The following is a 12,407-nucleotide window of genomic DNA, read 5'->3' as shown; positions in this document are numbered from 1 at the left end:
CGGGGACAACACTAGGGAACACGCGGAGTTTCGCGCGACTTCTCGCGGCCTCCGGGCGTCGCGTGTCTGCGCTCAGCCCTCCTCGTGCTCGTGGTCGTGGCCCTCGTGGCCCTCCTCGGCGGGCTCGTCGTGGGCGTGCTCGCCCTCCTCGTGGGCGTGCTCGTCGTCGTGCGCGCCGGCCGTGGCCGGCTTCCCCGTGACCCCGTTGAGCTCGTTCGGCACGACGTCGAGCTCCGCGCTCTTCCACACCTCGCCGCCGACGTAGTCGACCGCGTGGATCGCGCGGCCGGCCGGGTCGGTGACGTAGGCGATGCCGTCCTGCACGAGCAGCGTGGGCCGCGGCTCCTGCCACTCGTCGGGCTCCTCCCACGCGTCGACGACCGGGATGGACCGCACGACCGTGCCCGCCTCCGGGTCGATGACGTGCAGCGACCCGTCCGTGCCGAGCACGAGCGCCTCGCCCGCGTCGCCTCGGCCGAGCGAGCGGAACGTGTAGCTCGCGGGCAGGTCGACGAGGCGCAGGCTCGCGTCACGCGTGTCGATGAGGGAGACGCGGGTCGGCCGCTCCAGCTCGGCGTCGGGGTCGGACTTGTAGTCGCCCAGGACGAACGGCGACTCCTCGCTGCCCGCCTGGTTGCCGATGCGCCCGTAGGCGTCCGGGGCCGCGACCTTGCTGATCGCGCCGGCAGCGACGACGACCGCGCCGTCCTCGCAGCCGATCACGACGGCCTCGCCCGCGGCGACGGCCTCGCCGTGCACGCCGGGGCACTGGTCGCTCGCCGCGACCTCGTCGCCGGCGGCGTCGAGGAGGCGAACGCCCGTGCGGGCATCCTCGGTGCCCTCCGAGACGACGAGCGAGCCGTCGGACAGCTCGACCGCGACGCCGTGGTGCGCCTCGGGGGTCGTCAGGGTGCGCGCGTCGTCGAGGCCGTGCGGGTCGGCCACCGCGGCGGAGTCGAGCACGGTGATCTCGCCCGTGCCGTCGTCGAACAGCGCGGTCCGACCCTCGTGCACGACGACGTGGCCCGGCTTCTCGGCCGCGTACGTCACGTCCGTGAGGACGGGGTCCGCGGTGTAGTAGTGGTCGTGGTCGCCGTGCGGCTCGGCCCACGTGCCGACGTCGAGCACCTGGAACCCGCCGGACGTCGAGACGAGCAGGTGGCGGCCGTCGCCCGCGGGGTTGAGGCGGTTGAAGCCGGCGAGCTCGAGGTCGTCGACGACCTCGAGCGTCGTCGCGTCGAGGACCTGGACACCGCCGTCGTACGTGATCGCGAGGCGCGGCGTGAGCGCGGCCGCCTCGCTCACGTCGGAGGTGGCCGACGGCGCGGGCTCGGTCGCGTCGCCCTGCTCGCCCTCGGAGCCCGCCCCCTGCGCGCACGCCGCGACGAGCGTGAGCGGGAGGGCGAGGCCGAGCGCGAGGGCGAGCGGGCGCCGTCGGGCCCGTGCCCCGGGAGGGATGTCACCGGAGGGGGGACTCGCCCCGGCGGGATCGGCGTGGGCGTCGGTCGGGTCGGGTGCGGTGTGGTGCATGCGTGGTCGGTCGCCCGGGGACCCGGGCGACCGCTCCTCTCCGGTGGTGGTGGGTGCGCGGGTCAGCCCTGACGGGCCTTCCAGCGCGGGTTGGCCTTGTTGATGACGAAGGTCTTGCCGTGGCGGCGCACGACCTTCGCCCCGGGCTTGTCCTTGAGCGAGCGGAGCGAGGCGCGGACCTTCATCGCGCACCCCCGCCCTGCGCACCGCCGCGGGCGCCGTAGCGCTGGCGGAACTTCTCGACCCGGCCGGCGGTGTCCACGACGCGCTGCGTGCCCGTGTAGAACGGGTGGCTCGCGCTCGAGATCTCGACGTCGACGACGGGGTAGGTGTTCCCGTCCGTCCACGTCACGGTCTCGCGCGGGACGCCCGGGCCCTGCGGGTGGTCGCCCGCGAGGGTCGAGCGGGTCAGGAACGAGAAGTCGGCGGACTTGTCGCGGTAGACGACGGGCCCGTAGACGGGGTGGATGTCCTTCTTCATGGTGGTCTCCTTGCTGGGCCAGTGACAGGCGGGGGCCGGCCGCCGCTCGGGGCGGCGGCGGTCACCAGCTCGACTTCGTGACTCCGGGCAGCTCGCCGCGGTGCGCCTGCTGGCGCAGGCGGACGCGGGAGAGCCCGAACTTCCTCAGGTAGCCGCGCGGGCGGCCGTCGACGACGTCGCGGTTGCGCACCCGCGTGGCGCTCGCGTCGCGGGGTTGGCGCTGGAGCTCGAGCACCGCGGCCGCCCTCTCCTCGGACGAGGACGACGGCGATGCGACCACGCGTTTGAGCTCCGCGCGGCGCTCGGCGTAGCGGGCGACGACCTCGACGCGCTGGTCGTTGCGCGCGACCTTGGACCGCTTCGCCATCAGCGCTCCTCGCGGAAGTCGACGTGGCGGCGGACGACGGGGTCGAACTTGCGCAGGACCATGCGGTCGGGGTCGTTGCGGCGGTTCTTGCGGGTCACGTAGGTGAACCCGGTGCCGGCGGTGGACCGGAGCTTGATCACGGGACGGAGGTCGGTGCGGGTAGCCATCAGAGCTTCTCCCCTCGGGCGAGGATCCGCGCCACGACGGCGTCGATCCCCTGGCGGTCGATGGTCTTGATGCCCCGGGCGCTGACGCGCAGGGTCACGTGGCGACCCAGCGACGGCACCCAGTAGCGCTTCTTCTGGATGTTCGGGTCGAAGCGACGCTTGGTCCGCACGTGGGAGTGCGAGATCGCGTGGCCGAACCCGGGAGCGGTGCCGAGCACCTGGCAGACGGCGGACATGGCGGTTCCTCTCGGGGTCGGGTGAGGCGACGGGAGACGACACTAGATAGTGAGAATCATTCCCGTCAAGACGCTATGCTGACCCGCTGTCGAGAACAGTTCTCAGGAGCGGGTTGTTCCCGGTGCCGGCCGCGAGGTCGCGCGGGACGCCCCAGACCACGGATCGGAGCGCTTCATGCCCTTCTCGTCACCCTCGGCGTCGGGGGCCACGCCCGACGACGCGCACGACGTGCCGTCAGGCGCCGGGGACCTGCGCGTCGCGCTGAGCGTCCTCGCGACGATCGACCCCGTGCTGCGCGACAGCGCGGTGTTCGGGCTCGTCGTCGGGGCGCCCCGCGTCGTCGCGCTCCGGCACGACATCCGGGCGGCCGAGGGCGCGCTGCGCCGGGTCGTCGTCGACGCGACCGGCGTGGTCGAGGACGAGGTCGTACCGCTCGAGCACGCGTGCCTGTCGTGCGCCGTGCGCGAGGACGCCGTGCCCACGCTGCGGCGCCTCGCCGCCGACGGCCGGTGGGACCACGTGGTGCTCGCGCTGCCCGTCGCCGCCGAGTCGCTGCCCGTCGTCCGGGCGCTCGCCGCGCAGACCACGCCCGGCAACGAGCTCGAGCGCCTCCGCCTCGCGACCGTGCTCGCCGTCACCGACGTCGACACGCTCGAGCACGACCTGCTCGACGACGACCTCGTCGCCGAGCGCGGCGTCGGGCTCACCGAGGACGACCAGCGCGCGGTCGGCGAGGTGCTGGCGGCCCAGCTCGAGCACGCCGACCTCGTCGTGACGACCGGGGACCTCGCGGCCGCGGCGACCGGCTCCGGGCTCGTCGACCGGCTCCGGGGCGTCGGAACCCGGCGCGTCGACGGGCTCCACGCACTCGCGGCCGACGACCTCGCCCGGCACACCCACGACGCCGCTGCCGGCGAGCGCCGCGCCCACCCGCTCGGCGTGCGGGGCCCGCTCCCACGCCGCGTGACGCCCGACGGCGACCGGAGCTGGACGATCGAGCTGTGGTCGGCCCGGCCGTTCGACCCCGAGCGCCTGCTGCGCCGCATCGAGGACCTCGGCACCGGCCGGGTCCGGTCCCGCGGGGTGTTCCACGTCGCCAACCGCCCCGACTCGCTGTGCGCGTGGGACGGCGCGGGCGGTCAGCTCTGCATCGGCACGCTCGGCACGTGGGACGACGCGACCACCGCCGAGGGGCGGCCCGTCGAGCCGCACACGCGCGTCGTCATCGTCGGGGCCACGCCCGACGGCGAGGGTGACGGCGGCGACGACGAGCGCGGCCGCCTGCTCGACGCGTTCCGCGACGTGCTCGCGACGCCGGACGAGCTCGCCGACGGCGGCCTGCGCTGGCTCGGCCGCACCGACGTCCTCGCCCCCTGGCTCGGCGCGCGGAGCGACGCCGTGTGAACCGCCGAGCAGCCGGGAGGGGCCGGCGGATCAGGTCGTGACGAGCAGGACCACGAAGAGCACGATCGCGCCGCCGACGGTGGCGACGAGCCACGCACGCGCGCGACGGGGGCGGGCGATCGCGAGCCCGAGGAGCAGCGGCGCCGCGACGAGGCCGACCGCGAGGGCATAGGCCTGCGGCGCCCCGTCGCACGGGCCGCCCCACGCGTCCACGCACGCGTCGCTGCTGGAGTCGAGGCCGGGGAGCAACGCGAAGAAGGCCGGTGCGGCGACGAGGAGGAGCCCGAGAAAGGCCACGAACGCCCCCGCGGCGGCTCGATCGTGCCGCCTCCGCATCTCGGACGTCGTGAGCACCGCGCGGACCCGGGGCCCCCTCTCCTGCCCTCGCGCCGTGCCGTCCCCCTGCCGCTCGGGCGTGACGTCCTGTCCCGTCGACGCGCGGTCGTCGTGCTCCATGCCGACGAGTCTCGCGCTCGCCACCCGCACCCGCTGGGACCGGCAGCGCTCGGGCGCGTCCCACGCCCCGTCGGCACGGCGCTGCGCACCGACTCCCTAGCGCGCGAGGCCGACCGCGGTGCCGACGAGGACCGCCCACGTGGCGAGGCTCAGGCAGGCGGAGATCACTCCCGTTCGCCGCGGCCTGCTCGTCCCGACGAGGTAGACGGCCAGGACCGCCGGGACGAAGAGCCCCACGACGCCCCCCGCGATCTGGAGGAGGCCCTTGCCCGGCTGGGGGCACTCGACGGGCAGGAGCGTCCCGCACGACGCGGGGTCGAAGGAGCCCATCCCGGCGACGAGCAGGAACAACGCGAGGAAGCCGAACACGAGGTAGAGCACGCCCGCGACGAGCAGCGCGAGGAGCACGCGCCACGTCTCGGGCCCCTGCCCCGCCGAGCGACGGTCGACGGGGCGCTCGATCGGCTTCCGGTCCGTCGGGCTCTCCACGCCGCGAGTCTCGCAGACGCCCGCACCGTCAGGACACGCTCGGCGAACCACCCTGATCGAGATCGCGGCGGGAGCGGCTGGCTCCAGAGCGGTTGCGTCGCGCCGGATCCCGGAGCAGCCCTCAGTACGGTGGCCTCATGGGGGACGACGAGAGGATCCGGTCGGAGATCGAGCTGGTCGAGACGGAGCTGCGCGTCCGCGACACGACGGCCGCGGCTCACCGCGAGGACCGCGCGCTCCGCCTGATGAACGACTACGGGGCGGACTGGCCGCTGTGGCCCGCGACGTCCGCGGCCGTGGAGGAGCTGGGACCGCTCATCGGGCCGCCGCTCACCGCCCGGCTCCGCCGGTGGGCCCGGACGTTCAACGACCACTACCACCACGTCGACGGCTGGGACGACCCTGTGGTCGCCGCGGAGCACCGCGCCGAGGCCGAGCGTCTGCTCGCCGCGCTCCGGGAGACTCTCCCGCCGCCGTGGACGGTCAGCCTCGACTACTGGGAGACGACCGGCGACGGCCACTGAGTCGTCACGCGACGACGCGGCGGACCAGCTCGTCGACGCGACGGTCGTAGTTCTCGGCGGAGAACCTGCCCGCGCGCTGCAGCGTCGCGACCCCGTGCATCGCTCCCCACACGACCTCGGCGGCCGTCCCCACGTCCGACGGCGGCCGGTCGAGCGCGAGGAGCGCGTCGGCGATGGCGTCGAACCCCTCACGCATCGCGCGCGGCGTCTCGTCCGAGGCGAACGCGGCACCGATCGGCAGGTGGAACATGGCCTCGTACGTCGCCGGGTGGCGCGCGGCGAAGTCGAGGTACGCCACGACCAGCGCGCGGACCCGGCCCTCGCCGCTCGCACCCTCGCCGGGCTGCGGTCGGGCCGCGGTGAGCGCTGCGGCGAGCTCTTCGAAGCCGAGCAGCGCCACGGCCGTGACGATCTGGGACCTGCCCTCCGGGAAGTGCCCGTAGAGGACGGGTTGGCTGTAGCCAATCGCGTCGGCGAGCCGGCGGGTGGTGACGGCCTCCCACCCCTGCTCCTCGGCGAGCACGCGCGCCGCCGCGACGATCTGCGCTTCCCGCTCCTCGAGGAGCCGTGCCTTGCGCGCCACTGCCGGTGTGCTCATGGCCCGAGTCTAGCGCCGCTAGATTGCCTGTGCTAGTTTTCCTAGCATTGCTAGATTCCCTGGATCGAAGGAGCCGGACATGCAGTGGTTGCCGATCGTCGCCGTGGTCGTCCTGGGCGTGATGGTGGGGGTCGAGGTGTCGGTCGCGTTCGTCGTGAACCCGATCGTCGACCGGCTGCCGGGGAACGCCGGCCTGCTCGCCCGGGCCGACGGCGGGCGGATGCTCGGGCGGGCGATGCCGTTCTGGTACTTCGGGTCGCTCGCGCTCACCGCGGCGACGGCACTCGTGCTGCCCGCCGGCGCGTGGGCGGCCTGGACCGCGGCGGCCCTCCTGACGCTGAGCGTCGTCCTGTCGGTCGCCGTGCTCGTGCCCATCAACAACCGCGGCAAGACGTGGACCCCCGAGACGGCGCCCGCCGACTGGCGCGAGCAGGCCCACCGCTGGGACCGGTACCACCTCGTCCGCATCGCCCTGCTCGTCGCGGCGTTCACCCTGCTGGCCGTCGCGGTCGCCGCCTGACCCCTCGACCGACACGGCCCCGAGGCAGAGAAGGCACGACGACGGGCACATCGGAAGACGCCGGACACGGAGGAACCGGTGGCGATCCGCCGCGAGAGCTCCCCCCAGCGAAGCTCTCGTCGCGGACCGCCACCGGTCCAGGTGTCGCCGCGTGACCCGTCGCGACGACGTCCCCCACCAGTGCGAGAGGGGGCGGGCACATGTTCGGGACGTTCACGAACAGTGATCTGAGTCACAGTACGTCGGTCGTCGCCCCGCCGCCTGCTGACGAGGCCCGGCGTCCTCTCGCCGTGGGTCGGCGATGACCAGCGCGCTCCCGAGGCCGACCTCATCCGCCGACGACGAGCTCCCCGATGACCGTCTCCCCGTCGGACTCGTACACGGGGACGCTGATGGCCTTGCCCTCGCGCTCCTCCTGCCACGCCGCGGCCTCCTCGGGGCTCGTGGGCGAGCCGCCCTGCGCGTCCTCCAGATCCCGCGCGAACGCGTAGCCGACCCGCCCGTTCGTCGCGTAGACCGAGACGAGGTCGGGCCAGCCCGTGTCGTTCGCGACCCCGTACGTGTCGCCGTTCGCGTTGGTCGCCCAGGCGGTGACCGTCTCGTCGACGTAGGTGGCGACGAGGTGCCACCGCGCCCCCGGCTCGGCCTCCACGCGCACCGACTCGTCGCCCGGCACCGCGACGACGCTCCAGCCCATGCCGGCACCCTCCCCCGCCGCGAGCCGGCGCGCCTGGTCCTGCGCGTCCTCCGTCGAGCACGTCATGTTCGCGCCGTCCTCGAGCACGAACCGCCCCGCGTCGAGGCACACGAGCGACAGCTCGACGTGCGTCGCGCCGTCCGGCCTGGGCCCGAGCTCGACGGTCGAGGTGCCCGCGCGCGTGACCTCGACCGGCCCCGCCAGACGTGTCACGACCGTGCCGCCGGGCTCGACGAGCGCCGTCACGGCGTACGCCGTCCCGCCGGCGACCGCCAGCGCACCGAGCGCCCCGACGCCCGCCCACCACCGGCGTCGTGCCGGGCGACGGGGGGCCGCCACCGACGCCTGGGCCACGAGCGCGCCACGCAGCGCGTCGGCGAACACGGGATCGAGGTCCGGCATGCGGTTCTCGCTGTTCATGAGCGCCCTCCTTCGACGAACGCGCCGCTCGGACGCGGCCTCGCGCGCCCTGGTTCCACGTCTCCGACCGCGGCGCGGAGCCGGACGCGCGCCCGGTGCAGCCGGGACTTGGCCGCCGACGGCGTCAGGCCGAGCACCCCGGCGGCGTCGGAGATCGACCAGCCCTCCAGCGCGACGAGGGTGAGGAGCCGCAGGTCGGCCGCCGGCAGCGCCCGCAGCGCCGCGCCGAGCGCCGGGTCGACGACCTCGGCCGGGTCGTCGACGAACGCGGCGTCCTCGGCGGCGGGCACGTCGCCACCCCGGGGCAGGGCGTCGAGCAGCCGGCGATGGCGTCCGGTCCCCCGGCGGACGTTCCGCGCGACGTTCGACGCCGTGACGAGGAGCCACGGCAGGGGCGAGCCGGAGACGAGCCGCACCGACGTGCGGCGGCGCCACAGCTCGAGGAACGCCGCCGCCAGCACGTCCTCCGCCTGGTGCCGGTCGACCACGAGCCGGTACGCGTGCCGGAACACGCGGTCGCGGTGCCGGTCGAAGAGCACGCCGAACGCCGCGCTGTCGCCGCCCAGCGAGGCGGCCCACAGCGCGGCGTCGGTCTCTGCGTCACCCTGCTCGCCGGCAGGGCCCGGGTCGCCGTCCATGCCCCGTAGTGTCCAGGAGGGCCCGGACGGTTTCACCCGACGGCGGCGTCCGTCCTCACGTCGCCCGGACCCGCCGCCGGGACGCCCGACCGCCCGCGATCCCGGCCACCACGGCGCCGACCACGACGGCCGCGACGAGGGGCGCCGTCGGCGTCGGGGAGGCACCGGCGGCGACGGGCGCGGGGGCGAGCGACGCCGCCGTCGCGACGAAGGTCGGCGCAGGACGTGCTCCGGACGGGTCGGTGTCCGTCCACGCGTACGACGCCCCCGACGGGCACTCCTGCACGGCGGGGAAGACGAACGCCTGCCCCACGTCGCCCGTGACCCGGACGTCGAGCGTGAAGGCCGCACGCTCGCCGTCGGGCACGGGCTCGCCGGACCACGCCACCGCGTCGTCCGTCACGTCGGAGGTCCACCCGTCGGGCTGGCCCGCCGCGAGCGCCTCGACGCCCTCGGGGAGCGTGACGCGCAGCGCGTCGGTGGGCTCGCCGTCGCACCCGTGGTCGAACGTGAAGGTGAGCGTCGACGTGCCGTCGCCATGGGGCTCCACGGTCTCGATGAGCACGTGCGCGGCCGCCGGTCCGGCCGCCAGCACCGCCAGGGCACCGGTGGTGACCGCGACGGCGACGAGGCGGGACGCGCGCAGGGCGGCCCGGTGGTGACGGGTCATGAGGACACCTCCACGGGGATCTCGACGATCGGGTTCTCGTACTTGGACGTCCGGACGCTCACGTGGAGGGTCCAGTCGCCGGCCATCGGCAGGTCGAGCGTCGCCTCGTACGCGCCCGTCCCGGTCTGCGTGAGGGGCCGGGTGAAGGGGCCGAGCGCGGGGTCGGCGAGCGTCGTGGACAGCTCAGGCACGGCGACGGGCTCCAGGGGCTGCCCGTCGGCGTCGAGCAGCTCGATCTCGAGCGCGTTGACCCCGACCCGGCCGGGCGTGACCCGCGCGCGGAGCGTCCCGTCGCCGAGCGCCTCGACCACCTCGACCGCCGGTGCCGTGGCCTCCTGGGCGGACGCGTCCGACGCGGCGACCGGGCTGCGCGACACGAGCACGCCCGTCACCGCGAGCACGAGCACGAGCAGCACCGCCTCCGCCGCGACCGTTCGGCCGAGCCGACGGCGCGCGGTCGCCCCGGTCGTCCCAGCCACCGGCGCGGCGCCTCGCCCGCCTGGACCGCCGTCGGCCACGACCGCCGGGACGAGCCGGTAGCGGTTCCAGGCCGCGACGCCGACGAGGCACAGCGCGACGCCGACCTTGACGAGCAGGGTCTGGCCGTAGGCCGTCGACACGAGCGCGTCGAGCGTCCCGAGGATGCGCCACCCGAGGACGGTCCCGGTGACGGCGAGCGCGAGGACGACCCACGCGCCGAGCGCCGAGAACCGCGCGACGGTGACCGCCGCCCGCCGCGCGTCGAGGCGCGCCGAGGGCGCGAGCACGAGCGCGAGCCCGACGACGCCGCCGAGCCACACCGCCCCGGCCACGACATGGAGCGCGTCCGCCGTGACGACGAGCCACGGCGGGCCGAACGTGCGCGTGTGCCCCACGAGCACGAGCGAGCCCAGCGCCAGGGCCGCCGCGCCGAGCACGACGCCGGCGGGCCACGCCGCCCGGGTCTCGCGCGCCGCGCGCGGCGCGAGCAGGGTCGCGGCGACGAGCCCGGCGAGGCCGAGCGCGCCGGCGAGCGTCGAGTCGGTGGCGAGGCCCGCCGCCCAGGTCGCCGGGTCGACGAGCGCCCCCAGCCCGCCGCCGGCCTGCCAGGCCGGGGTGAGCGGGACCCCGAGCACGATCCCGGCCCCCGCGGCGACGAGCGCCCCGCGGCGCACGCGCTGCAGGCGCCGCCGCAGGACCGGCGCGGCGCCCGGCGAGACGTGCAGCACGAGCAGCTCGAACCCGACGAGCCCCGCGACGAGGAACGTCCCCGCGTAGACCGCGGCCTGGTCGAGCGCGCGCACGGCGACGAGCGCCGCCGTCGGCTCGGCCACGCGCGCCTCGACAGCGGTCGCGCTCGGTGCGCCCACCGAGAACGTGAAGGCGCCCGCCACGGGATGGGTGTCGAGGGACACGACGCGCCAGCTCACGACGTAGGTGCCGTCGTCGAGCGTCGCGGCCGGGGTGACGACGAGCGCGTCGTCGACCGCGGCGACGTCCACGTCGACGGGCGAGCCGTCGGCGGCGAGGACCGTCGTCCCGCCGGTCACGACCTGGACGGGCTCGTTGAAGGTGATGGTCAGCGCGTCGGGCGGCGCGTCGAGGACGGTGCCGTCCCAGGGGTCCGTGCCCACGAGGACGGCGTGGGCCGCGGCCGGGCCGCTCGCGAGGATCGCGAGCAGGACCGCGGCCGCGGCACCGACGACGACGGCCACCACCCGGCGCAGCACCGAGGGGCGGCCCACCGGTCAGGCCTTCGGGCGCGAGCGCACGAACCCGAGCGCCCCGAGCACCAGGCCCGCCGCCGCGAGCACGAGCGCCGTCCAGGTGAGCGCGGCGGGCGCGCCGTCGGACCCGTCGGCCGGCTCCGCGGACGCCGCACCGTCGGCTGCCGCGCCGTCCGACGCGGCGGCGTCGGCGTCGTCCGCGACGGTCTCGGCCGGGGCGTCGTGCCCGTCGCTTTCGGCGGCCGTCAGCTCGAACAGCGGCGCGGGCAGCTCGAGGTCGTGCCCGTCCTCGCCGTCGGCCGGGACCTGCACCCAGGCGCTCTCGCCCTCGGCGCACTCCTGGACGGTCGGGAAGACGAGCGTGTCCCCCGCCGCGTCGGGGAGCTTGAGCGAGAGCACGAGGGCGTCGCGGTAGCCGTCGGGCAGCGGGGCCTTCGCGGTGTACACGACCTCGGCGACGCGCTCGGTGTACTGGCCGCCGTGCCCGTCGTCGACCGGCTCGTCGAGGGCCGCCATGACCTTCTCGACGTCCCAGCCGGGGTTGACGGTGGGCGTCACGGTGACGACCTGCTCGGGGACCTGGATGGAGACCTTCGTGGTCGGCGAGTCGCCGCAGCCGTGCGGGACGCCGAACGTGAGGAGCGCGTACGCGCCCGCGTCGGTCGTGTCCGGCGTGACGGTCACGTGGGCGGACGCGGCGCCCGCGCCGACGACGACGATCCCGGTGGTCAGGGCGGCGGCGCCGACGGCGCGCAGGGTCTTTCGCATGGTGGTGCCTTTCGGGGAGATGAGGACGGAGGGCCCCGGCGCGCGAGCGCACGACGGCACGCCCCGGGACGACCGGGCTCGGCCGGCCGGGCGGGGAGGTGCGCGGGTCGCGCGGGCGCGCGGGAGCGGGACGCCGCGGAGGTGTCCGGTGAGGCGTCCGGGTGGGGTCAGGCGACGGCGGGCGGACCGCGCCCGGGCGCGGCACCGCGCACGAGCAGGTCGCGGACCGTCGGCAGCGCGCCGACGGCGGGCGGCGCCGCGAGGACGACGACGGCGCGCGGGCGACCGGGGACCCGGCGCCCCGCGAGCCACGTCCACAGCCGCCACAGGACGGCGTCGCCGTACCGCAGGACGAGCGCGACGGCGAGCGTCGCGACGGCGTGCGCGCCGAGCATCGTCAGGGGTGACGCGGCGTGGGCGTGCGCGGACGCGTCGGCCGGGGAGAGCGCGGCGCAGCGGTCGAAGACGACGTGCAGCACGAGCTGACCCGCGCCGAGCAGCCCGAGCAGCCGCGGCAGCCCGACCTGGCGCCGGGTGAGGGGCCGCACCGCGACGGCGGTGAGGACGGCGAGGACGCCCAGCGGGACGGCACCGGGGTCGGTGCCGCCGGCGAGCCCGTGCGCGACGACGGACAGCCCGAGGACCGCGGCGGCGAGCAGCAGCACCCGCACGCCGCGGAGCACACCTGCTCCGGGCGACGTCACGGACGCACCCTAGCGGCAGGAGGGGTGCGCG

The 12,407-nt window shown here is 75.9% G+C and carries 18 protein-coding genes; 3 read left to right on the top strand and 15 right to left on the bottom strand.

Annotated features, from left to right (window positions below):
• Positions 1–72 precede the first annotated feature (72 nt).
• The 6 genes from aztD to rpmB all read right to left on the bottom strand — a co-directional run bounded on the left by aztD (position 73) and on the right by rpmB (position 2,781).
• Complete coding sequence (gene aztD / locus A0J59_RS13745; protein ID WP_255365218.1) at positions 73–1,530, bottom strand: zinc metallochaperone AztD; 1,458 nt, start codon at positions 1,528–1,530, stop codon at positions 73–75.
• Between the two features lie 62 nt (positions 1,531–1,592).
• A complete protein-coding gene (gene ykgO / locus A0J59_RS13740; RefSeq protein ID WP_047231790.1) occupies positions 1,593–1,715 on the bottom strand; it encodes a type B 50S ribosomal protein L36 in 123 nt (40 codons plus the stop codon).
• Positions 1,712–2,011, bottom strand: coding sequence for a type B 50S ribosomal protein L31 (locus tag A0J59_RS13735; protein WP_021483270.1), 300 nt, complete (start codon positions 2,009–2,011; stop codon positions 1,712–1,714). Before A0J59_RS13735 ends, ykgO begins: the two co-directional genes overlap by 4 nt.
• A gap of 61 nt (positions 2,012–2,072) precedes the next feature.
• Positions 2,073–2,378, bottom strand: a complete 306-nt coding sequence (gene rpsN, locus A0J59_RS13730) for a 30S ribosomal protein S14 (protein WP_064316465.1) — start codon at positions 2,376–2,378, stop codon at positions 2,073–2,075.
• A complete protein-coding gene (gene rpmG, locus A0J59_RS13725) occupies positions 2,378–2,545 on the bottom strand; it encodes a 50S ribosomal protein L33 (RefSeq protein ID WP_021483268.1) in 168 nt (55 codons plus the stop codon). The genes rpsN and rpmG overlap by 1 nt, the downstream gene beginning before the upstream one ends.
• On the bottom strand, positions 2,545–2,781 hold the full coding sequence (gene rpmB, locus A0J59_RS13720; protein ID WP_021483267.1) for a 50S ribosomal protein L28: 237 nt from the start codon (positions 2,779–2,781) through the stop codon (positions 2,545–2,547). Before rpmB ends, rpmG begins: the two co-directional genes overlap by 1 nt.
• 175 nt (positions 2,782–2,956) lie before the next feature.
• Between rpmB and A0J59_RS13715 the strand changes: the two genes are divergently transcribed.
• Positions 2,957–4,186 carry a GTP-binding protein gene (locus A0J59_RS13715; RefSeq protein ID WP_082919030.1) on the top strand — a complete coding sequence of 410 codons (1,230 nt, stop codon included), beginning with the start codon at positions 2,957–2,959 and terminating at the stop codon, positions 4,184–4,186.
• Between the two features lie 30 nt (positions 4,187–4,216).
• Here the strand turns inward: A0J59_RS13715 and A0J59_RS21650 are convergent, their stop codons facing one another.
• Complete coding sequence (locus A0J59_RS21650; RefSeq protein ID WP_064316464.1) at positions 4,217–4,642, bottom strand: hypothetical protein; 426 nt, start codon at positions 4,640–4,642, stop codon at positions 4,217–4,219.
• 96 nt (positions 4,643–4,738) lie between these two features.
• Entirely contained in the window at positions 4,739–5,131 is a 393-nt protein-coding gene (locus tag A0J59_RS13705; protein ID WP_064316463.1) for a hypothetical protein, read from the bottom strand.
• A 137-nt stretch (positions 5,132–5,268) separates the two neighbouring features.
• Between A0J59_RS13705 and A0J59_RS13700 the strand changes: the two genes are divergently transcribed.
• Positions 5,269–5,655 (top strand): hypothetical protein, encoded by a 387-nt coding sequence (locus A0J59_RS13700; protein WP_064316462.1) that lies wholly within the window; start codon positions 5,269–5,271, stop codon positions 5,653–5,655.
• Positions 5,656–5,659: 4 nt separating this feature from the next.
• Here the strand turns inward: A0J59_RS13700 and A0J59_RS13695 are convergent, their stop codons facing one another.
• Positions 5,660–6,253 carry a TetR/AcrR family transcriptional regulator gene (locus tag A0J59_RS13695; protein ID WP_064316461.1) on the bottom strand — a complete coding sequence of 198 codons (594 nt, stop codon included), beginning with the start codon at positions 6,251–6,253 and terminating at the stop codon, positions 5,660–5,662.
• 79 nt (positions 6,254–6,332) lie between these two features.
• Between A0J59_RS13695 and A0J59_RS13690 the strand changes: the two genes are divergently transcribed.
• Positions 6,333–6,773 (top strand): anthrone oxygenase family protein, encoded by a 441-nt coding sequence (locus A0J59_RS13690; RefSeq protein WP_064316460.1) that lies wholly within the window; start codon positions 6,333–6,335, stop codon positions 6,771–6,773.
• A gap of 328 nt (positions 6,774–7,101) precedes the next feature.
• Here A0J59_RS13690 and A0J59_RS13685 read toward each other — a convergent pair whose 3' ends face one another.
• The 6 genes from A0J59_RS13685 to A0J59_RS13660 form a co-directional block, all read right to left on the bottom strand.
• Entirely contained in the window at positions 7,102–7,890 is a 789-nt protein-coding gene (locus A0J59_RS13685) for a hypothetical protein (protein ID WP_064316459.1), read from the bottom strand.
• Complete coding sequence (locus tag A0J59_RS13680; protein ID WP_047231783.1) at positions 7,887–8,528, bottom strand: RNA polymerase sigma factor; 642 nt, start codon at positions 8,526–8,528, stop codon at positions 7,887–7,889. Before A0J59_RS13680 ends, A0J59_RS13685 begins: the two co-directional genes overlap by 4 nt.
• A 55-nt stretch (positions 8,529–8,583) precedes the next feature.
• The gene (locus A0J59_RS13675) at positions 8,584–9,198 is read right to left on the bottom strand and encodes a DUF1775 domain-containing protein (protein ID WP_064316458.1); all 615 of its coding nucleotides are present in this window, start codon (positions 9,196–9,198) and stop codon (positions 8,584–8,586) included.
• Positions 9,195–10,922, bottom strand: coding sequence for a FixH family protein (locus tag A0J59_RS13670; RefSeq protein ID WP_064316457.1), 1,728 nt, complete (start codon positions 10,920–10,922; stop codon positions 9,195–9,197). Before A0J59_RS13670 ends, A0J59_RS13675 begins: the two co-directional genes overlap by 4 nt.
• A 3-nt stretch (positions 10,923–10,925) precedes the next feature.
• On the bottom strand, positions 10,926–11,672 hold the full coding sequence (locus A0J59_RS13665) for a YcnI family protein (RefSeq protein WP_064316456.1): 747 nt from the start codon (positions 11,670–11,672) through the stop codon (positions 10,926–10,928).
• Between the two features lie 167 nt (positions 11,673–11,839).
• Complete coding sequence (locus A0J59_RS13660) at positions 11,840–12,376, bottom strand: hypothetical protein (RefSeq protein WP_156533041.1); 537 nt, start codon at positions 12,374–12,376, stop codon at positions 11,840–11,842.
• Between the last annotated feature and the right edge of the window lie 31 nt (positions 12,377–12,407).

Origin of the sequence: Cellulosimicrobium sp. I38E, assembly GCF_001647255.1 — a bacterium.
Classification (GTDB): Bacteria; Actinomycetota; Actinomycetes; order Actinomycetales; family Cellulomonadaceae; genus Cellulosimicrobium; species Cellulosimicrobium cellulans_E.
Note: the sequence above shows the minus strand (reverse complement) of the source record. Positions and strands in the feature narration are given on the sequence as shown.